At 44.1% G+C, this 20,600-nt stretch carries 21 protein-coding genes; 18 read left to right on the top strand and 3 right to left on the bottom strand.

Annotated features, from left to right (window positions below; translation table 11 throughout):
- Positions 1–172: 172 nt before the first annotated feature.
- The 12 genes from alaS (at position 173) to JQX68_RS13750 (ending at position 12,057) form a co-directional block, all read left to right on the top strand.
- Positions 173–2,809, top strand: a complete 2,637-nt coding sequence (alaS, locus tag JQX68_RS13805; protein WP_147772302.1) for an alanine--tRNA ligase — start codon at positions 173–175, stop codon at positions 2,807–2,809.
- An 84-nt stretch (positions 2,810–2,893) separates the two neighbouring features.
- Entirely contained in the window at positions 2,894–3,160 is a 267-nt protein-coding gene (locus tag JQX68_RS13800) for an IreB family regulatory phosphoprotein (protein ID WP_003225903.1), read from the top strand.
- Between the two features lie 7 nt (positions 3,161–3,167).
- Complete coding sequence (gene ruvX / locus JQX68_RS13795) at positions 3,168–3,584, top strand: Holliday junction resolvase RuvX (RefSeq protein WP_003229795.1); 417 nt, start codon at positions 3,168–3,170, stop codon at positions 3,582–3,584.
- Between the two features lie 17 nt (positions 3,585–3,601).
- Entirely contained in the window at positions 3,602–3,883 is a 282-nt protein-coding gene (locus JQX68_RS13790; RefSeq protein ID WP_014664792.1) for a DUF1292 domain-containing protein, read from the top strand.
- A 130-nt stretch (positions 3,884–4,013) separates the two neighbouring features.
- Positions 4,014–5,096, top strand: coding sequence for an endolytic transglycosylase MltG (mltG, locus tag JQX68_RS13785; RefSeq protein WP_147772301.1), 1,083 nt, complete (start codon positions 4,014–4,016; stop codon positions 5,094–5,096).
- A 151-nt stretch (positions 5,097–5,247) separates the two neighbouring features.
- A complete protein-coding gene (locus tag JQX68_RS13780) occupies positions 5,248–5,901 on the top strand; it encodes an O-methyltransferase (RefSeq protein WP_040082308.1) in 654 nt (217 codons plus the stop codon).
- 5 nt (positions 5,902–5,906) lie between these two features.
- On the top strand, positions 5,907–6,836 hold the full coding sequence (locus JQX68_RS13775; RefSeq protein ID WP_040082309.1) for a peptidase U32 family protein: 930 nt from the start codon (positions 5,907–5,909) through the stop codon (positions 6,834–6,836).
- Positions 6,837–6,854: 18 nt separating this feature from the next.
- A complete protein-coding gene (locus tag JQX68_RS13770) occupies positions 6,855–8,123 on the top strand; it encodes a peptidase U32 family protein (RefSeq protein ID WP_003229802.1) in 1,269 nt (422 codons plus the stop codon).
- A gap of 6 nt (positions 8,124–8,129) precedes the next feature.
- Complete coding sequence (gene udk, locus JQX68_RS13765; RefSeq protein WP_003225916.1) at positions 8,130–8,765, top strand: uridine kinase; 636 nt, start codon at positions 8,130–8,132, stop codon at positions 8,763–8,765.
- 250 nt (positions 8,766–9,015) lie between these two features.
- Positions 9,016–9,489, top strand: a complete 474-nt coding sequence (greA, locus tag JQX68_RS13760; RefSeq protein WP_004399078.1) for a transcription elongation factor GreA — start codon at positions 9,016–9,018, stop codon at positions 9,487–9,489.
- 53 nt (positions 9,490–9,542) lie between these two features.
- Positions 9,543–11,297 carry a peptidoglycan D,D-transpeptidase FtsI family protein gene (locus JQX68_RS13755; protein ID WP_014664788.1) on the top strand — a complete coding sequence of 585 codons (1,755 nt, stop codon included), beginning with the start codon at positions 9,543–9,545 and terminating at the stop codon, positions 11,295–11,297.
- Between the two features lie 64 nt (positions 11,298–11,361).
- Positions 11,362–12,057 (top strand): YrrS family protein, encoded by a 696-nt coding sequence (locus tag JQX68_RS13750; RefSeq protein WP_014664787.1) that lies wholly within the window; start codon positions 11,362–11,364, stop codon positions 12,055–12,057.
- 36 nt (positions 12,058–12,093) lie between these two features.
- On the opposite strand, the gene JQX68_RS13745 is transcribed toward JQX68_RS13750, so the two are convergent.
- Complete coding sequence (locus JQX68_RS13745; protein WP_071577188.1) at positions 12,094–12,297, bottom strand: YrzA family protein; 204 nt, start codon at positions 12,295–12,297, stop codon at positions 12,094–12,096.
- 192 nt (positions 12,298–12,489) lie between these two features.
- Between JQX68_RS13745 and JQX68_RS13740 the strand changes: the two genes are divergently transcribed.
- The 5 genes from JQX68_RS13740 to JQX68_RS13720 all read left to right on the top strand — a co-directional run bounded on the left by JQX68_RS13740 (position 12,490) and on the right by JQX68_RS13720 (position 16,286).
- Positions 12,490–13,131: a class I SAM-dependent DNA methyltransferase gene (locus tag JQX68_RS13740; RefSeq protein WP_014664786.1), complete on the top strand. Its 642-nt coding sequence runs from the start codon at positions 12,490–12,492 to the stop codon at positions 13,129–13,131.
- Between the two features lie 20 nt (positions 13,132–13,151).
- The gene (gene mtnN / locus JQX68_RS13735; protein ID WP_014664785.1) at positions 13,152–13,847 is read left to right on the top strand and encodes a 5'-methylthioadenosine/S-adenosylhomocysteine nucleosidase; all 696 of its coding nucleotides are present in this window, start codon (positions 13,152–13,154) and stop codon (positions 13,845–13,847) included.
- Between the two features lie 61 nt (positions 13,848–13,908).
- Positions 13,909–14,832, top strand: coding sequence for an O-acetylserine dependent cystathionine beta-synthase (locus JQX68_RS13730; RefSeq protein ID WP_014664784.1), 924 nt, complete (start codon positions 13,909–13,911; stop codon positions 14,830–14,832).
- A gap of 1 nt (position 14,833) precedes the next feature.
- Positions 14,834–15,973, top strand: a complete 1,140-nt coding sequence (locus JQX68_RS13725) for a bifunctional cystathionine gamma-lyase/homocysteine desulfhydrase (RefSeq protein WP_014664783.1) — start codon at positions 14,834–14,836, stop codon at positions 15,971–15,973.
- An 82-nt stretch (positions 15,974–16,055) separates the two neighbouring features.
- The gene (locus JQX68_RS13720; protein WP_003237358.1) at positions 16,056–16,286 is read left to right on the top strand and encodes a YrhC family protein; all 231 of its coding nucleotides are present in this window, start codon (positions 16,056–16,058) and stop codon (positions 16,284–16,286) included.
- A 32-nt stretch (positions 16,287–16,318) separates the two neighbouring features.
- On the opposite strand, the gene JQX68_RS13715 is transcribed toward JQX68_RS13720, so the two are convergent.
- Both JQX68_RS13715 and fdhF read right to left on the bottom strand, forming a co-directional pair.
- Positions 16,319–16,801, bottom strand: a complete 483-nt coding sequence (locus tag JQX68_RS13715; RefSeq protein WP_134975277.1) for a helical membrane plugin domain-containing protein — start codon at positions 16,799–16,801, stop codon at positions 16,319–16,321.
- 22 nt (positions 16,802–16,823) lie between these two features.
- Positions 16,824–19,766: a formate dehydrogenase subunit alpha gene (gene fdhF / locus JQX68_RS13710; protein ID WP_103749985.1), complete on the bottom strand. Its 2,943-nt coding sequence runs from the start codon at positions 19,764–19,766 to the stop codon at positions 16,824–16,826.
- 315 nt (positions 19,767–20,081) lie between these two features.
- On the opposite strand from fdhF, the gene JQX68_RS13705 reads away from it, so the two are divergent.
- Positions 20,082–20,450 carry a Na-translocating system protein MpsC family protein gene (locus tag JQX68_RS13705; RefSeq protein ID WP_014664781.1) on the top strand — a complete coding sequence of 123 codons (369 nt, stop codon included), beginning with the start codon at positions 20,082–20,084 and terminating at the stop codon, positions 20,448–20,450.
- Positions 20,451–20,600 lie beyond the last annotated feature (150 nt).

The raw sequence follows: 20,600 nt of genomic DNA, 5'->3' as shown, positions 1-20,600 counted from the left end.
CACTGCCGCACATCCTGCGTTACAGGGTTTAAGGTGACGGGCGAATGAAGCCCGTAATCAGGGTGGTACCGCGAGACAGCTCTCGTCCCTGTGTAAACGTTGGTTTGCATAGGGGGAGGGCTTTTTTGCTGTCACTGAAGAGAATTTCGATTTTTATAGAGGAGGAAATACAATGAAACACTTAACTTCTGCGGAAGTGCGTCAAATGTTTTTGGATTTCTTTAAAGAAAAAGGGCATGCGGTAGAGCCAAGCGCGTCATTAGTGCCTCATGAGGATCCTTCACTGCTTTGGATCAACAGCGGTGTTGCGACGCTGAAAAAATATTTTGACGGCCGTGTCGTGCCGGAAAATCCTAGAATCGTAAATGCTCAAAAAGCGATCAGAACAAACGATATAGAAAACGTAGGTAAAACTGCGCGCCATCACACTTTCTTTGAAATGCTCGGAAACTTTTCCATCGGCGATTATTTTAAAGAAGAAGCCATTACATGGGCTTGGGAGTTTTTAACGAGCGATAAGTGGATCGGCTTCGACAAAGAGCTTCTTTCTGTTACGGTTCATCCTGAGGATGAAGAAGCGTATGAGTTTTGGGCGAAAAAAATCGGTATTCCTGAAGAAAGAATCATCCGTCTGGAAGGGAACTTCTGGGATATCGGTGAAGGGCCGAGCGGACCGAACACGGAGATTTTCTACGACCGCGGTGAAGCATATGGTAATGATCCAGAAGATCCGGAGCTTTACCCAGGCGGAGAAAACGACCGTTACTTAGAAGTATGGAACCTTGTGTTCTCAGAGTTCAACCATAACCCTGACGGCACGTACACACCGCTTCCGAAGAAGAACATTGATACAGGCATGGGACTTGAAAGAATGGTATCTGTCATCCAGAATGTTCCGACAAACTTTGATACCGATTTGTTTGTTCCGATCATAAAAGCAACAGAATCGATTTCTGGTGAAACATACGGCAAAGACAATGTGAAGGACACTGCGTTTAAAGTGATTGCCGACCATATCAGAACAGTTGCCTTTGCTGTCAGTGACGGGGCGCTGCCGTCAAATGAAGGCCGCGGCTATGTATTAAGACGCTTATTGCGCCGTGCCGTCCGTTATGCCAAAACGATCAACATCCACCGTCCGTTCATGTTTGATTTAGTGCCGGTTGTCGCAGAAATCATGGCTGATTTCTATCCTGAAGTAAAAGAAAAAGCGGATTTCATCGCAAAAGTCATTAAAACCGAGGAAGAACGATTCCATGAGACCCTTAATGAAGGGCTTGCGATCCTGTCAGAAATGATCAAAAAAGAAAAAGACAAGGGCAGCAGCGTCATCTCAGGTGCTGATGTGTTTAAACTGTATGATACGTATGGATTCCCGGTTGAACTGACTGAAGAATACGCAGAAGACGAGAACATGACGGTTGACCATGAAGGCTTTGAGGAAGAAATGAACCAGCAGCGTGAACGGGCAAGAAACGCCCGCCAGGATGTCGGCAGCATGCAGGTGCAGGGCGGCGCATTGCGCGACGTGACCGATGAAAGTACATTTGTCGGCTATTCTCAAACCAAAGCTGATGCCAATGTCATTGTGCTTCTTCAGGACGGCCAATTAATCGAAGAGGCTCATGAAGGCGAAAGCATTCAATTCATTCTTGATGAAACACCGTTCTATGCAGAAAGCGGCGGTCAAATCGGCGACAAAGGCTATCTCCGCAGCGAGCAGGCAGTTGTGAGAATTAAAGATGTCCAAAAAGCGCCGAACGGCCAGCATGTGCATGAAGGTGTTGTGGAGAGCGGTACTGTTCAAAAAGGCTTGCATGTTACTGCTGAAGTTGAAGACCATATGAGAAGCGGCGTCATTAAAAACCACACGGCAACGCATTTATTGCATCAGGCTCTAAAAGATGTTCTTGGAACTCATGTCAATCAGGCGGGCTCTCTTGTAACTGAAAACCGTCTTCGTTTTGACTTCTCACACTTTGGCCAAGTGACAAAAGAAGAGCTTGACCAAATTGAAAGAATCGTAAACGAAAAAATTTGGGCGAGCATCCCGGTCAATATTGATTTGAAACCGATCGCTGAGGCAAAAGAAATGGGTGCGATGGCTCTGTTCGGCGAAAAATATGGCGATATTGTCCGTGTCGTTCAAGTTGGGGATTACAGTTTAGAGCTGTGCGGCGGCTGCCATGTCAGAAATACAGCAGAAATCGGCTTGTTTAAAATCGTTTCTGAATCTGGAATCGGGGCAGGCACAAGACGGATTGAAGCTGTGACGGGGCAAGGCGCTTACGTCGAAATGAACAGCCAGATTTCTGTATTGAAGCAGACTGCTGACGAGCTGAAAACAAATATCAAAGAGGTGCCGAAACGGGTCGCGGCTCTGCAGGCTGAGCTGAAGGAAGCACAAAGAGAAAATGAATCTCTTCTTGCGAAACTAGGCAACGTGGAAGCAGGAGCGATCCTGTCGAAAGTAAAAGAAGTTGGCGGCGTAAACGTGCTTGCGGAAAAAGTTAATGCAAAAGACATGAACCATCTCCGCACAATGGTTGATGAACTCAAAGCAAAGATTGGCTCTGCGGTGATTGTGCTTGGTGCGGTACAAAACGATAAAGTAAATATTTCTGCCGGAGTCACAAAGGACCTTATTGAGAAAGGCCTTCATGCCGGCAAGCTGGTTAAACAAGCTGCGGAAGTTTGCGGCGGAGGCGGCGGAGGCCGTCCGGACATGGCGCAGGCAGGCGGCAAACAGCCGGAAAAATTAGAAGCAGCTTTGGCTTCTGTAGAAGATTGGGTGAAATCCGTTTTATAATTCGCCCATGTAGTGTAGAATGATGGTAAGATTAGGACCCCAGGCTGAACTTTGCCTGCGAATTTGGGAAAGAGGTGCAAAACGGTGAGCTCGTTTGATAAAACGATGAAATTTAATTTCTCCGATGATTCTGCTGAGACTAACGTAAATGAGGTGCTGATTACTGTGTATGACGCGCTTCAGGAAAAGGGCTACAATCCAATCAACCAGATTGTCGGATACTTGCTGTCAGGTGATCCCGCTTATATTCCTAGGCATCGTGACGCTCGCAATTTAATTCGCAAACTTGAAAGAGACGAATTAATCGAGGAATTGGTGAAGTCTTATTTAGAACAGCATAAAGAGGCGTAAATAAAGAATGAGAATATTAGGACTCGATTTAGGAACCAAAACACTCGGTGTAGCTCTGAGCGATGAAATGGGCTGGACTGCTCAAGGCATTGAGACCATAAAGATAAATGAAGCGGAAGGCGATTATGGTTTATCTCGTTTATCTGAACTGATAAAGGACTATACTATAGATAAAATCGTGCTCGGCTTTCCTAAGAACATGAACGGAACAGTCGGCCCGAGAGGCGAAGCCAGCCAAACATTTGCTAAAGTGCTTGAAACAACGTACAATGTTCCTGTTGTGCTGTGGGACGAGCGTCTTACCACAATGGCGGCTGAAAAAATGCTGATTGCAGCTGACGTAAGCAGGCAAAAACGAAAAAAAGTCATTGATAAGATGGCGGCTGTCATGATTTTACAAGGATATCTCGACAGCTTAAATTAGAGCCAGAGGTGAAAAAAATGGAACACGGCGAAAAAAATATTACAATTGTTGACGAGCAAGGAAATGAACAGCTTTGTGAAGTGCTGTTTACATTTGAAAACGAAGAGTTTGGCAAGTCTTATGTATTGTACTATCCAATCGAATCAAAAGATGACGAAGAAGTAGAAATTCTTGCTTCCAGCTTCACGCCAAACGAAGACGGTGAAAACGGTGAGCTATTCCCGATTGAAACTGACGAAGAATGGGATATGATCGAAGAAACACTAAACACATTCTTAGCGGACGAAGACGAAGAGTAAAACATCGTGCCAAATCAAAGCCGGAGCTATACTGCTCCGGCTTTTTTGTGCTTGATGCAGGCCTCTTTTTGTAATAAATTGCCGAAATACAATGAATCATGTAGTATAAGAGCTGATGGGAGGAGACCTAATGTATATCAATCAGCAAAAAAAATCGTTTTTTAATAAAAAAAGAATCATACTGTCTTCCATTGTTGTGCTGTTTCTCATCATTGGCGGGGCATTTTTATATGGGAAATCATTGCTTGAACCTGTTGAAAATGACAGTAAAACGGCAGTGAATATTAACATTCCGAGCGGTTCGTCTGTTTCAGCCATCGCATCGATATTAAAGAAAAATGATGTCATAAAAAGCGAGAAGGCATTTCAGTACTATGTGAAATATAAAGGTGCTTCCGGGTTTCAGGCCGGATTCTACCATCTGAATAAAGGAATGGATTTAGATGCCATTATTCAGAAGCTGACAAGCGGGGCTACAGGCTACGCTTTTCAAATCACAGTGACTGAGGGAGCACAGCTGACCCAAATCGCAGCTGCTATTGCTGATGAAACGAAATACTCGAAAAAACAAGTCATAGCGAAGCTGGACGATGAAACATTTATCAATCAGCTGAAGAAAGAATTCCCGGACACTGTGACAAACGATGTTTTCAATCAAAACATTAAGCACCCGCTTGAAGGGTACCTATTCCCGGCTACATACCCTTTTAACGATCCGGACACATCACTTGAAGACATTATCAAGGCAATGATCAAGCAGACAAATTCTTATGTGGAAACATATAAATCAGAAATGAAGAAAAACAAACTTTCTGTGCATAAGCTGCTGACGATGGCTTCTTTAATTGAAGAAGAAGCGACAGAAAAAGCCGACCGCCATAAAATTGCGAGCGTCTTTTATAACCGCCTGAAAAAGAAAATGCCGCTCCAAACAGATCCGACCGTCCTGTACGCGGCAGGCAAGCATAAAGATCGGGTTCTTTATAAGGATCTGGAAATCGATTCACCATACAATACGTATAAAAACACAGGACTGACGCCAGGACCGATCGCCAATGCCGGCATGTCGTCATGGGAAGCGGCGCTGCATCCGGATAAAACGGACTATCTATACTTCTTGGCCAAATCTAATGGTGAGGTCGTATTCACAAAAACGCTAAAAGAGCATAATAAAGCAAAAGAAAAATACATTTCCTCAAAAAATGCGAAATAAAAGGAGAGCAAAAAGCTCTCCTTTTGTTCGCTTTCCGCAAGGTTTTATGATAAAATATATCGGGTTGTTTACCGATGTATCATGATGTATTCAGAGAGTGTCCTGTGCATAAGACTGGGGCACTCCTTTTTAGAACGGGAGGCTGTTTGTAGTGACTGACCGGTATGAACAAATAAATGACTATATAGAAGCATTATTAAAGCCTCGGCCGGATAACGTGAAGAAGCTTGAAGCATATGCAGAAGAACATCATGTCCCGATCATGGAAAAAGCGGGCATGGAGGTGCTGCTTCAAATTTTGTCTCTGAAACAGCCGAAAAAAATACTAGAAATCGGAACGGCCATTGGTTATTCTGCCATTCGAATGGCGCTGGAGCTGCCGTCTGCTGAAATATATACAATTGAACGCAATGAGAAACGGCACGAAGAAGCGGTAAACAATATCAAGGAATTTCAGCTTGATGACCGGATTCATGTTTTTTACGGAGATGCGCTTGAATTAGCTGACGCCGTTCATGTAACTGCGCCTTACGATGTCATTTTTATTGACGCTGCAAAAGGTCAGTATCAAAACTTTTTTCATTTATATGAACCGATGCTTTCACCGGACGGGGTGATTTTAACGGACAACGTGCTGTTTAAAGGTCTGGTGGCAGAGGATTACAGCAAAATAGAACCGAAGAGAAGGCGCAGGCTTATAACAAAAATTGATGAATATAATCATTGGCTGATGAATCATCCGGATTACCAAACTGCGATTATTCCTGTCGGGGACGGACTTGCGATTAGTAAAAAGAAGAGGTGAACGTCATGAAAAAACCAGAGCTCTTAGTGACGCCGACAAGTACGGCTGACATTTTGCCGCTCATACAGGCGGGAGCAACTGCGTTTTTAGTTGGGGAACAGAGATACGGCTTGAGATTGGCCGGAGAGTTTTCTCGTGAAGATGTAACGAAAGCCGTAGAGATTGCCCACAAAGAAGGGGCAAAAGTATACGTTGCTGTAAATGCAATTTTCCATAACGATAAAGTGGGTGAGCTTGGCGAATATCTGGCTTTCTTAGCGGAAGCCGGTGTCGATGCAGCGGTATTCGGCGATCCTGCCGTGCTGATGGCTGCCCGTGAATCTGCGCCTGATCTGAAGCTTCATTGGAGTACAGAAACAACAGGCACCAACTACTATACATGCAACTACTGGGGACGCAAGGGCGCGGCGCGTTCTGTGCTTGCCAGAGAATTAAACATGGATAGCATTGTCGAAATGAAAGAAAATGCTGAAGTCGAAATTGAAATCCAGGTGCATGGAATGACGTGCATGTTCCAATCGAAGCGTTCTTTGATTGGAAACTATTTTGAATATCAAGGCAAAGTCATGGACATTGAAAGAAAGAAAAAAGAATCTGGCATGTTTTTGCACGATAAAGAACGTGATAATAAATATCCGATTTTCGAAGATGAAAACGGCACTCATATTATGAGCCCGAACGATGTGTGCATCATTGATGAGCTCGAGGAATTGATAGATGCCGGAATTGATTCCTTCAAAATTGACGGTGTCCTGAAAACGCCTGAATACTTAATAGAAGTCACCAAAATGTACAGAGAAGCAATTGATTTGTGCGTGGAAGACCGTGACGAATACGAAGCGAAAAAAGAAGACTGGATTGAACGCATTGAAAGCATCCAGCCAGTGAACAGAAAAATCGATACCGGATTCTTCTTCAAGGAAACGGTTTATTAATCAAAAGGAGGTTAAGCTATGACTGCCGTAAATGATAAAATATCCACAATCGTCAATGGTAAGCGTGTGATTACGAAAAAGCCGGAGCTTCTCGCACCTGCGGGTAATCTTGAAAAGCTGAAAATCGCTGTTCATTACGGAGCGGACGCGGTCTTTATCGGAGGACAGGAATACGGGCTGCGCTCGAATGCCGATAACTTTACGATCGAAGAAATTGCAGAAGGCGTTGAATTCGCAAAGAAATATGGCGCGAAGATCTATGTAACAACGAATATTTTCGCTCATAATGAAAACATGGACGGGCTTGAAGACTATCTAAAAGCGCTTGGAGACGCCAACGTTGCCGGCATCATTGTGGCGGATCCGCTTATTATCGAAACATGCCGCAGAGTGGCGCCGAATGTTGAGGTTCACTTGAGCACACAGCAGTCTCTTTCAAACTGGAAGGCTGTCCAGTTCTGGAAGGAAGAAGGTCTTGACCGCGTCGTGCTGGCACGTGAAACCAGCGCTCTTGAAATCAGAGAAATGAAAGAAAAGGTAGATATCGAAATCGAATCCTTCATTCACGGCGCAATGTGTATTGCATATTCCGGCCGCTGCGTGCTGAGCAATCACATGACAGCGCGGGATTCCAACCGCGGAGGCTGCTGCCAGTCATGCCGCTGGGATTATGATCTCTACCAAACAGACGGTGCCAACGCCGTTGCTTTGTATGGTGAAGAAGATGCACCATTTGCGATGAGCCCGAAAGATTTGAAGCTGATTGAATCCATTCCGAAAATGATTGAAATGGGAATAGACAGCTTAAAGATTGAAGGCCGCATGAAATCCATTCACTATGTAGCAACTGTTGTCAGCGTATACCGCAAAGTAATCGATGCTTATTGCGCTGATCCAGAAAACTTTGTGATTCAAAAAGAATGGCTTGAAGAGCTCGATAAGTGCGCCAACCGGGACACTGCGACAGCTTTCTTTGAAGGAACGCCAGGCTATGAAGAGCAAATGTTCGGCGAGCACGCCAAAAAAACGACATATGATTTTGTCGGCTTAGTGCTGAATTATGATGAAGACACACAAATGGTCACGCTTCAGCAGCGCAATTTCTTCAAAAAAGGCGACGAAGTGGAATTTTTCGGTCCGGAAATCGAAAACTTTACACATACGATTGAAACCATTTGGGACGAAGACGGAAATGAGCTAGATGCTGCCCGCCATCCCCTGCAAATTGTCAAATTCAAACTAGACAAAAAGATTTATCCGAGCAACATGATGAGAAAGGGGAAGTAACAGCCCATGGGTAAGAATCCAGTAGTCATTGGAATCGCAGGAGGTTCCGGTTCAGGAAAAACGAGTGTCACACGGTCCATTTATGAACAATTTAAAGGACACTCGATTTTAATGATCCAGCAGGACCTTTATTATAAAGACCAAAGCCATCTTCCGTTTGAAGAAAGGCTGAACACAAACTATGATCATCCGCTTGCGTTTGATAATGACTATTTAATCGAGCATATTCAAGATCTATTGAATTATCGCCCGATTGAAAAGCCGATCTATGATTATAAGCTGCACACCCGTTCAGAAGAAACGGTTCACGTAGAGCCAAAGGATGTCATTATCCTTGAAGGCATTCTTGTTCTTGAAGACAAAAGGCTTCGTGATCTGATGGATATCAAGCTTTACGTTGATACGGACGCTGACTTGCGTATCATCAGACGGATTATGAGGGATATTAATGAGCGCGGACGCTCTATTGATTCTGTCATTGAACAATATGTGTCAGTGGTCCGTCCGATGCATAATCAATTCGTCGAGCCGACAAAACGATACGCTGATATTATTATCCCGGAAGGCGGACAGAATCACGTCGCAATTGATCTGATGGTCACAAAAATTCAAACCATTCTTGAACAAAACGCGATTTTGTAATACCATAGCATAGACATAAATAACTCTGACCATATTATGTATAGGCAGGAAGGGAATGTGCGAATTCCCTTCTTTCCCTGTTTATAAACGCGAAATATTTGCAGAACGACAAGATTCAGTTTAAGATAAACAGTACCTATATGGGAGAGAAGAACGAGGACTGCCCTGTGTTCTCATTCTTGTATTTTTTAGTTTATGCTCTCATACATAATCGAAGATGTTGAGGGACAACCAGAAGGAGTGAAGGGACATGGCACAAGAGAAAGTTTTTCCTATGACTGCAGAAGGAAAACAGAAACTTGAACAAGAATTAGAATATTTGAAAACGGTTAAACGAAAAGAAGTAGTAGAGCGCATCAAAATTGCGAGAAGCTTCGGAGACCTTTCCGAGAACTCTGAATACGATTCAGCGAAAGAAGAGCAGGCATTTGTAGAAGGCCGCGTGACGACTCTTGAAAATATGATTCGCAATGCGAAAATCATTGAAGATGACGGCGGATCTAACGTAGTCGGCTTGGGTAAAACCGTCACTTTCGTCGAACTGCCTGACGGCGACGAAGAATCATATACGATCGTCGGAAGCGCTGAAGCTGATCCGTTTGAAGGGAAAATCTCAAACGATTCACCGATCGCAAAAAGCCTTTTGGGCAAAAAAGTAGATGAAGAAGTCACAGTTCAAACACCGGGCGGAGAAATGCTCGTGAAAATTGTGAAAATTTCATAATATCTGTTTAGCAGCGAAACACCTCGTCCACAATGTGGGTGAGGTGTTTTTTTATGATGATATCGAAACGAATGAAGCTGGCAGTCATCGCTTTTTTGATTGTATTTTTTCTGCTTCTGCTGAGGCTTGCGGAAATCCAGCTGTTCTTCACAGAATCATTTTCTAAAAAGAAAATCAATTTGATCCAAGAAAGTGTGAAACAACGAACGGAGGAAGTGCTCATTTCTGATGGAAGAGGCTCTTTTTTAGATCGGAACGGGCGGGCGCTGACAGGCCAAAGCGAGCCTGCGGTTGTTTTGTTCCCTTTTCTGCTGACACAGGATTGGCCGATCAAAAAAGTTGCGGACATCCTCGGCATGTCTGAAGACGATTTGCGCCAGACACTAGGTAAGGCAAAAAAACCGGTCATTTTGCAGCAAAAGAAAATCAAAACACTTTCAAAACAATCTATCACAAAAATCAATTCTTTGAAATATCCAGGCATTTACGGCGTATATATGGAGAATGAAGACAAGCCTAGCCTTGCTTCACATACGATAGGGAGCACGAATCAAGATCCGGCGCTGCTCCGAAAGAAATATCCTGACAAGGAGAACCTTCCGATTACGACAGAAATCGGAACAACCGGTTTAGAACGGACATTTGATGAATTTTTGCTTCCGGAACAAGACACAAAGCTTTTATATCATGTGGACGGAAAGGGAAACCCTTTGTTTGGCATGGACGTCAAATATACAGCTGAAGCCAATACATTTTATCCGCTCCAGGTCAAAACAACGATCGATCAAAGCATTCAAAAAGCGATGGAGGAGGTATTGGATGAACAGGGGCTGAAAAAAGGAGGAGCTGTGCTGCTGGACATCGAAAATAGCAGCGTTTTGGGTATTGTAAGCAAACCTAATGCGGATGTGTCCCGGCAAAACACACTTCAAAATTATATGCTGACGCCAATCTATCCCGGATCAGTTTTTAAAACAGTTATTGCAGCGGCAGCAATCGAAAATAATACGGTGAAGCCGAGCCAAACCTTTAATTGCAATTTAAACCTGTACGGGGAACCGGGGGACGACAAAGGAACCTTGTCTTTTGATGAAAGTTTTGCCCAAAGCTGCAATTACACATTTACGAGTCTTGCAGAACAATTAATGAAAAAAGACAGCTCGGTTATTGAATATATGTCTGAGAAGCTGGCTCTCACTGATCGGGCAGGCTGGGAGGGAAAGCTGTACCACGAAACCGATTTCCGTCAGCTGTATAACGAAAAAAGCGGCGTGATATGGGGGGATGAAAAAGACAAATCAGTCAAAAAAGCCATTGCGCAAACAGCGATTGGGCAGAAAAATGTAAAGGTAACGCCGCTCGAGGTAGCCAATATGATGGCGACAATCGCCCGCGGCGGAGAAAAACGGCAGGTGAAAATTGCCGAACAAATTGAGTATAAGAATGGGACAACGCTCGTTACGTTTAAAGATCAGAAGCTTAAAGGAGAAACGATAGACAAATATACGTCACAGCAGCTTCAAAAAATGCTGCGGCGGGTGGTAGAATCTCCTTCCGGAACGGGCAGAAGGTTTCAAGATCTTCCGTATACTGTAGCAGGGAAGTCGGGCACAGCCCAGACAGGCAAGCTTTCAAAAGAGAAAGAAACGCTTTATGAAAAATGGTTTGCCGGATACTTTCCCGCGGATAAGCCGAAATACGCTCTTGTTGTTTTACACATGGATACACCGGGAGATAAGGCTCTGACAAATTCAGTGTTTTATGATATTGTTAAAAAAGTACACGAAATTGAAATCAATCAGAAATAGAACAACTTCTCAGCACATGTTAAAATATATGCTGAGCCAAGAGGGATAAAGGAGTGCAGAATTATTGAGCAATAATCAATCTCGTTATGAAAACCGTGATAAGCGCAGAAAAGCCAATTTAGTGCTTAACATTTTAATCGCAATCGTATCCATACTAATTGTCGTAGTAGCAGCGAATCTCTTCATTAACAGTCCTTCTAGCAAAGATGTCAGCAAGGATTCTGAAACGACACAAAAACAAGAATCTCCGGCTTCAGGAAAGACGGAAAAGAAATCGGATGAGGATATAAAAGACAGCAAGAAAGATACTTCTGACAGCGAAAAGGATTCTGAGAAGTCTTCAGATGCTGATTCAGATTCAAAAAAAGATGATTCTTCTTCTAAAAAAGATGACTCTGACTCAGATACAGCAGGTGACGGGCTTAAAGATGCAAAAGTTACAGAAGGCGGCTCATCAAGCGATGTGGAAAAAACGTATGAAAATTCTGACTGGAAAGCAGTCGGAACTGAGCAGACAGGCGAGCATGCCGCTACTTATGATTCAAGCTCACAAGACTGGGCTGAGATGCTAAAAGCCATTTCATACGCAACAGGTGTCTCAACAGATAACATGACGGTGCTCTGGCTCGGAAATAACGGCAGCCCTCAGGACGCCAAAGGCAAGATTTTAGACAAGGCGACTGGGAATAAATATCAAGTCACGATTACATGGGTTGATAAAAAAGGCTGGAAGCCGACAAAAGTAGAAAAGCTAAAATAAACAAAAGCAGCCGGGCTACAACCGGCTGCTTTTGTTTCAGGATTCTGCTGCGAAATGAACCACCGCGCTATACAATATTCTTCCTTCTGCCACAGCAGTTTGGTGTGAAACAGATTTCACCCGGAGCATGATAGCTTTATTGTTTTCAATTTGTGTATTGATTTTCTTTTCAAGCTCCTGCAATGAAGCCGCTTCAAAAAATTCCACTTTGTCTTTAATCAGATCTAATTGAAAATTCATGTCTTGACCCTCCAGCTTTCACAAGTCATATGAAGTATAAGCTTTTTTGCAGTTTTTGCGCAATATGAGATGGCATAAAATACACAAAGTGTTTTAGTACCTGCTTTTCAGAAGATGTGGTATGATAGGAACTGTTCCATCGTTAATTCATAGTATACTTATAGGAATTATTAAATATGGAGTGTGACAAATATGGGACGTGAATTTATCCCTCTCTTTGAAGATTGGGCAGCAACTTATGATCAAACAGTACAAGGCTTTGATATTCAGTATAAAGAAGCGTTCAGAGGCTACGATCATATCCTTGATGCCATCGTCAGCAAATCTGGAATGCACGTGTTAGAATTTGGCCCGGGGACCGGGAATTTGACAGCAAAGCTGCTTGATGCGGGCAAAACTGTATTTGGAATCGAACCTTCTCCAGCAATGCGTAAACTGGCTTCTGACAAGCTTTCAGGCAGAACGGAAATCGTAGACGGAGATTTCTTGACATTCCCTAAGCCGCCATTTCAGGCTGATACCATTGTCAGTTCATACGCTTTTCATCATTTAACCGACGAAGAAAAGCGGGCCGCCATAAAGCAATATGGCAAATACCTTCATTTGCATGATAAAATAGTGTTTGCCGATACCGTCTTTGAAGATGCGCAAGCGTATCAACAGGCTATCGATAAAGCCCGTTCTCAAGGCTTCTATCAGCTTGCAAATGATTTAGAGACAGAACATTATCCTACATTGGATGCGTTGAAAGAGATGTTTACAGCTGAAAGTTTTGCAGTCCAATTCACTCAGCAAAACGACTTCGTGTGGATAATGGAGGCGATCAAACGGTAAAATGAAGGGAATGTGAATAGATGAAACTAGCAGTCATCGGAGCAATGGAAGAGGAAGTTACCATCCTAAGAAACAAACTTGAAAATGCAAAAACAGAAACAATCGCACACTGTGAATTTACAACTGGCGAATATGAAGGAACTGAAGTGATTCTTCTAAAATCAGGAATTGGAAAAGTGAATGCTGCTATCAGCACGACGCTTTTGCTTGACCGTTACAAGCCTGATTATGTGATTAACACAGGCTCAGCGGGCGGATTTCATCATACATTGAATGTAGGAGATGTCGTCATTTCCACTGACGTTCGCCACCATGATGTAGACGTAACGGCTTTTGACTATGAATACGGGCAAGTGCCAGGTCTTCCGGCTGCTTATCCGGCGGATGAAAAGCTGATCAGCATCACGGAAGAAGCGGTTTCCGAACTCGACGGCATTCAGGTTGCAAAAGGAACGATTGCAACAGGCGATTCTTTTATGAACGATCCGAAGCGGGTTGAAGAGGTGCGTGCGAGATTTTCTGATCTATACGCGGTTGAAATGGAGGCTGCGGCAGTGGCTCAGGTGTGCCATCAATTTAAAACGCCGTTTGTCGTCATCAGAGCGTTATCAGATATCGCAGGAAAAGAATCACATGTTTCATTTGACCAATTTTTAGAGCAGGCGGCTGTCAATTCAACAGAGCTTGTGTTAAAGGTGATCAAACGAATTCATTAAAACGGAGGCATGTTCTCCTCCGTTTTTCTAAAAACAACCTCTAATAAGGAGGAGGACATACATGACAGTGATTACGGACATTACCGAGCTGATTGGGAATACACCGCTTCTCCGCTTAAAGAACTTTGATGTTCCAGAAGGAGTCGCGGTGTATGCCAAGCTTGAAATGATGAATCCCGGCGGAAGCATCAAAGACAGACTGGGAGATATGCTGATTCGTGACGCGCTCGATTCAGGCAAGGTGAAGCCCGGCGGAGTGATTATAGAAGCGACGGCAGGCAATACAGGGATCGGCCTTGCGCTAAGTGCCAGAAAATATGGGTTGAAAGCGATTTTCTGTGTCCCGGAACATTTCAGCACAGAGAAGCAGCAAATTATGCAGGCGCTTGGAGCATCAATCATTCATACCCCGCGTGAGGACGGAATGCAGGGCGCCATTCAAAAAGCCATGCAGCTGGAGACTGAGATTGAAAATTCTTATTGTGTTTTGCAATTTAAAAACCGAGTAAATCCATCGACTTACTATAAGACGCTTGGACCTGAAATATGGGAAGCGCTTGACGGGAATATTCATACGTTTGTCGCCGGGGCAGGATCAGGGGGCACGTTTGCAGGAACAGCTTCCTACTTGAAAGAAAAAAATCCAGCAGTCAAAACGGTGATTGTTGAACCGGAGGGTTCGATTTTAAACGGAGGAGAGCCTCATGCTCATAAAACTGAGGGCATCGGCATGGAGTTCATCCCCGATTATATGAATAAGAATCACTTTGACGAAATCTACACCGTAACAGATGAGAATGCGTTTAGACTTGTGAAAGAAGCGGCAGAAAAAGAAGGCCTGCTGATCGGAAGCTCTTCAGGTGCAGCGCTTTATGCAGCATTGGAGGAAGCGAAAAAAGCATCCGCGGGAACTAACATTGTTACTGTATTTCCTGACAGCAGCGATCGATATATCAGCAAACAAATATACGAAGGAGGCATCTGATATGAAGAAAAAAACAATGATGATACATGGCGGAATCACAGGTGATGAGAAAACAGGCGCAGTTTCCGTGCCCATTTATCAAGTAAGCACGTACAAGCAGCCGAAAGCAGGGCAGCATACAGGCTACGAGTATTCAAGAACGGCCAATCCGACTCGAACCGCTCTCGAAGCACTTGTGACAGAACTGGAAGACGGGGAAGCAGGTTATGCGTTCAGCTCAGGAATGGCTGCCATTACAGCAGTTATGATGCTGTTTAACAGCGGAGATCATGTCGTGTTGACTGATGATGTGTACGGCGGAACATACCGCGTGATGACAAAGGTGCTTAACCGTCTTGGCATTGAATCAACATTTGTCGATACGAGCAGCAGAGAAGAAGTTGAAAAAGCAATTCGTCCTAACACAAGAGCCATTTATATTGAGACACCGACAAACCCATTGCTCAAAATCACCGACTTGACGCTCATGGCGGATATCGCAAAAAAATCAGGAGTTCTGCTTATCGTAGACAATACCTTTAACACGCCTTATTTTCAGCAGCCGCTTACTTTAGGCGCTGATATCGTGCTTCATAGTGCGACAAAATATCTTGGCGGACACAGTGATGTCGTCGGAGGTTTAGTTGTAACAGCCTCGAAAGAGCTTGGAGAAGAGCTGCATTTTGTGCAAAACTCCACAGGCGGTGTGCTCGGCCCTCAAGATTCCTGGCTTTTGATGAGAGGAATCAAAACGTTGGGACTCAGAATGGAAGCGATCGATCAAAATGCGCGGAAAATCGCAAGCTTTCTTGAGAATCACCCTGCTGTCCAAACGTTATATTATCCCGGTTCTTCAAATCATCCCGGACATGAGCTTGCAAAAACGCAAGGATCTGGCTTCGGCGGCATGATCTCCTTTGATATCGGCAGTGAAGAACGGGTAGATGCGTTTTTAGGAAATCTGAAACTGTTTACCATTGCTGAAAGCTTGGGGGCGGTTGAAAGCTTAATTTCTGTTCCGGCTAGAATGACACATGCCTCTATTCCGAGAGAACGCCGGCTTGAGCTCGGCATTACGGACGGGTTGATCAGAATTTCTGTGGGAATTGAGGATGCGGAAGATTTGCTGGAAGATATCGGCCAAGCGCTTGAAAATATATAACAAATGGATAGAATTACTTTCTCTGTAAGCCGCCGGATTATATTATAATAGTCGTATACTATGAATCTGGCAGGTGATTCTTTTGAATAAAAATAGAATGAAATCTTTAAAAGAAGACTACAAGCATTTTGCTTTTACATTGCTTGCAGTCAGCACTTTTTTATATATAGGCGCAGTTCTCCCTGATCAAGGCTTAACATTAGGCCAGAAATCGACTATGTTTTTAGCGGATTGCGTATTTTTAGCCGGTGCCTTCTTTTGCGCTGACCGTTCACTTATTTACAAGAAGCGTTTGGAGGAAGCCGACGAATAAAAAACAGCCATCATCGCGATGGCTGTTTTTTGTTATTTTTCTCGGAGTTCTTTTCCCATGCCTTTTAAAAACTGAAGGCCGAAGCCGACGGCTCTGTTGATGTCAGGGTCGTTCATTGCTTTTAACAGGTCGAGAACCCCGACTTTCTTGTCTTCTTTTAAAAAGCTTTGTGCCTGTTCAGTCCCAGCCATTACGCTTTCTAAAAGCTTTGCTGTAAACTCAGGATCGGCTTTTGTCAATGCGCCTCCGGCGGCCATCATCGTGTTGATGAGGTTGGTGACAGGCTCACGGGAAACCTGGCCAAGCGCAATCTTGGCAATGTCTTCTTTCGCTCTGAGCATGCTTGTTGCCGCGTCAAAAATTCCAAGATCATTGAGTTCATTCATTATCGTCATCGTTTTAGAGACGGCGTCCTCGTTTTCCGCCAGCAGTTCTTTCAGTTCTTCTATTTTTTCAAGCTTCATTTGCTCGGCTGTTTTTGTTTCTTTTTTGATCGTCGTAATGGGAGTGGCCATTCGTTTTCCTCCTATCGGTTAATCAGTCAGTCAGATGGACATAGCCCGGGCGGTTCCATTTTCTTTCTGCTTCGACTCCGTTTTGCGGGTGCCGTTTTTTGTTGCGCGGATTTGTTTTTGGAAGCGGCGCTGTTTCACAGCCGCCAAGCACTTCCATGCGGACCTTTGTCTGTTTATAAGCAGGCGTGTTCGTCCGTTTATCAGCTGCAGGTCCCGTCAAGAAGTTAATCGCTGACTCCTTGTCTGTCGAGTTCATTGGCAGATAGAGTTCATTTTTCCGTACCCGATCTGTGATCAGCGCGTTCAATTTGACTGCTCCGAACGGAGAAACGAGGCGTACAAGCGAACCGTCACAAACACCTCGCTCTTGTGCAAGCTCAGGTGAGATTTCAACGAATACATTCGGCACTTTAGCTTGGATGCCTTTCGATTTATTTGTCATGTTTCCTTCGTGGAAATGCTCCAGCATCCGGCCGTTATTGATATGAAGATCATATTCCTCCGGAAATGCCGCTGGCTCAGTCCAATCAGAAAGGGCAAAGCGGGCTTTTTTGTCAGGGAAATTAAATCCGTCTTCATACAGAAGCGGTGTGCTTTCACCTGTGAAGCTGCCCCATAGGAAGCTGTTCCAGCCTTCTAGCACCTCATAGCTTGCTTTGGCAAACAGAGGAGAAAGGCTCGCCATTTCAGAGAAAATGTCACTTGGATGGCTGTAATTCCAATTCGCTCCTAAACGGTTTGCCACCTCTTGAATAATCCACCAGTCCGGCTTTGCGTCACCAAGCGTCGGAAGCGCCTGATACAATCGCTGCACACGGCGTTCTGTGTTGGTGAATGTTCCGTCTTTTTCAAGTGAAGGAGTGGCCGGCAAGACGACATCCGCATATTGAGCTGTTCTTGACAGGAAGATGTCCTGTACCACGAAGAAATCAAGGCTAGATAAAATATCATGCACATGGTTCGCGTTTGAATCGACCAATGCCATATCCTCACCGACAAGATACATGGCCTTCATTTTGCCTTCTTCAATGGCATGAAGCATTTGAATATTATCTAAACCAGGCTTTCCATCAATCTCAACACCATATGCCTCTTCAAATTTAGCGCGGGCTTTGTCATCTGTAATATGCTGATATCCCGGCAGCCAGCCAGGCAATGTTCCCATATCACAAGCGCCTTGCACGTTATTGTGTCCGCGCAGAGGATAAGCGCCTGCACCCGGACGGCGATAGTTGCCCGTAGCGAGAAGCAGGTTTGATATGGCTGCTGATGTATCAGAACCGCCTGTATTTTGTGTGACACCCATTCCCCAAAGGACACAAGTGCCGTCAGCATCACGGATCATTTCAGCGATTTGAATGATGTTTTCTTTTGAAAGGCCTGTGATGCGTTCTGCATAATCAAGCGTATACGTTTTAAGGGTTTCTTTATAATCTTCAAAGTAATTGACGTTCTCATCAATAAACGCCTGATCGTGCCAGCCTTGGTCGATCATATATTTCGTAACAGCCATCAGCCAAACTTGGTCTGTGCCTTGTTTAGGGCTGATGAACAGATCAGATCGCTCAGCCATCTCATTTTTACGCAGGTCGGCAACAATCAGTTTTTGACCGTGGAGCTTGTGTGCCCGTTTGACGCGTGTTGCGAGCACTGGATGTCCTTCCGCCGGATTGGCGCCGACGATGATGACGAGACCGGCTTTGGCGATATCTTTAATCGTGCCGGCGTCACCGCCCATACCGACAGTGCGGAACAATCCGTCTGTGGCAGGAGACTGACAGTAGCGTGAACAGTTATCGACGTTGTTTGTTTCAAATACCTGACGCGCTAGCTTTTGAATGACGTAGTTTTCTTCATTCGTAATTTTAGATGAAGAGATAAACCCGACAGAGCCTTTACCGTACTGCTCTTTAATTGATCCTAGTCTGCTTGCGACAAGATCGAGGGCCTCTTCCCAAGAAGATTCCACAAAAGCTCCGTTTTTACGGATTAAAGGCTTTGTGATCCGCTCTTCAGAATTGACGAAATCCCAGCCGAATTTCCCTTTGACACATGTGGAAATCGCGTTAACCGGAGCATCAGAAACAGGCTGGATCTTTAGAATATCCCGGCCTTTTGTCCATACTTCAAAAGAACATCCGACACCGCAGAACGTACATACAGTTTTTGTTTTTTTCGTTCTCGTTTCTCGCATTGCCGCTTCAACTTCCGAAATGGCAAAAATGCTGCCATATCCCGGTTCAACGTTTTTCACGAGGTCAATCATCGGTTCCATAACGTCCTCTTTAATGCCTGTCATAAAGCCAGCCTGACCGAGCATTGATTTTTCCATCAGTGCATTACATGGACATACTGTGACACACTGACCGCAGCTGACACAAGAAGATTCATTGATCGGAACTCCCTCATCCCAAATAACGCGAGGGCGTTCGCGTTCCCAATCGATTGAGAGTGTTTCATTTACCTGAAGGTTTTGACAGACTTCAACACACTGGCCGCAGGCAATACATTGGTTTGGATCATAGCGGTAAAAAGGATGAGACATATCAACCGCGCAAGAAGGATCTTCTTTTGGCGTATATGGGTATTTTTGATGCTCAATCCCCATCATTTCCGCTGTATTGTGCAGCGTACAGTTCCCATTGTTGTTATCGCAAACCGTACAATACAGCAAATGGTTTTCAAGAAGGCGGTCCATCGCCTCGGTTTGCGCTTCTTTCACTCGATTTCCCGAAAGATCAATTGACATTCCGTTTTCTGCGACCGTCGCGCATGAACGTACCAGCTTGCCATTTGCTTCTACAATGCAAGTATCACAAGTTTGAATCGGATCAACCTCAGGTACGTGGCAAATCTGCGGGTATTCAATTCCGTTTTCATTTAAAATATCTAAAATTGTGGCCCCTGCTCGTGCTTGAATTTCTGTTCCGTCTACACGGATACTGATCGACTTACCGTCCATCATATTCATATTCCCCTCCATCTTTCTTTCAAGAAGTCAAAAAAAGCCATGTATAGATACACCTGTCCTTAATTCTAAGAAGGTGTAAACACACATGGCGGAATAGTTCACTAGCAAGTCTTACTAACAGACCAATCCTTGATTTTTATAAAACGATAGACTCATAACAAGATCCTATTACAAATCCATCAACACTGCTTTTATTATAAAGTGATATTTATTATAATACAATATGGCAGGAAAATTTTAACCAAGTGAAATGTCCTAAGGGGAACCGGGAAAAGCCTTTATAAGGCAATATCGGAAGGGGTAATCAGCATGTCTAAAAAAATTCACGAATTCAATGATATCATTCGAAAGCTTCGCAAAGAATTGTTCGGAAAAGGGCCTGAGCGAATTCATACTGTATTTGTAGAAAACATGGCAGTTTCAACGCTATACGGAAATCTGAGTGCAAGCGAGCAGTTTATCGCCCGTACGCCTGAAGGAAGAGAGATGGTACATGCGGCCCGGACAAGCCTGATTCAAGACCTTTATTCCAAACAAACGCCGGAAGGAATGGAGGAACTTATGGGAGCTAAGCTAGTCCATTTGTTTTCTGATATTAAAATTGAGGAAAACATCGCTGTATCTGTATTTGTTTTTGACCGAAAAATAGATGATCAAAAAGAAGCTGTGCAAAGCTAGCATATTTGCCATTGACACAAATTTGTCACATTTGATATGATGTTGCTACAGTTATAGAAGGCTAAAGCAATGGAATGTATGCACGAACTGTATATATTCTCTTTCAATATCTTACATACTGCTTGATATTGTTGTATGGGTATGCATACA

The organism is Bacillus sp. LJBS06, assembly GCF_016924995.1.
GTDB classification, from domain to species: Bacteria; Bacillota; Bacilli; order Bacillales; family Bacillaceae; genus Bacillus; species Bacillus stercoris.
Note: the sequence above shows the minus strand (reverse complement) of the source record. Positions and strands in the feature narration are given on the sequence as shown.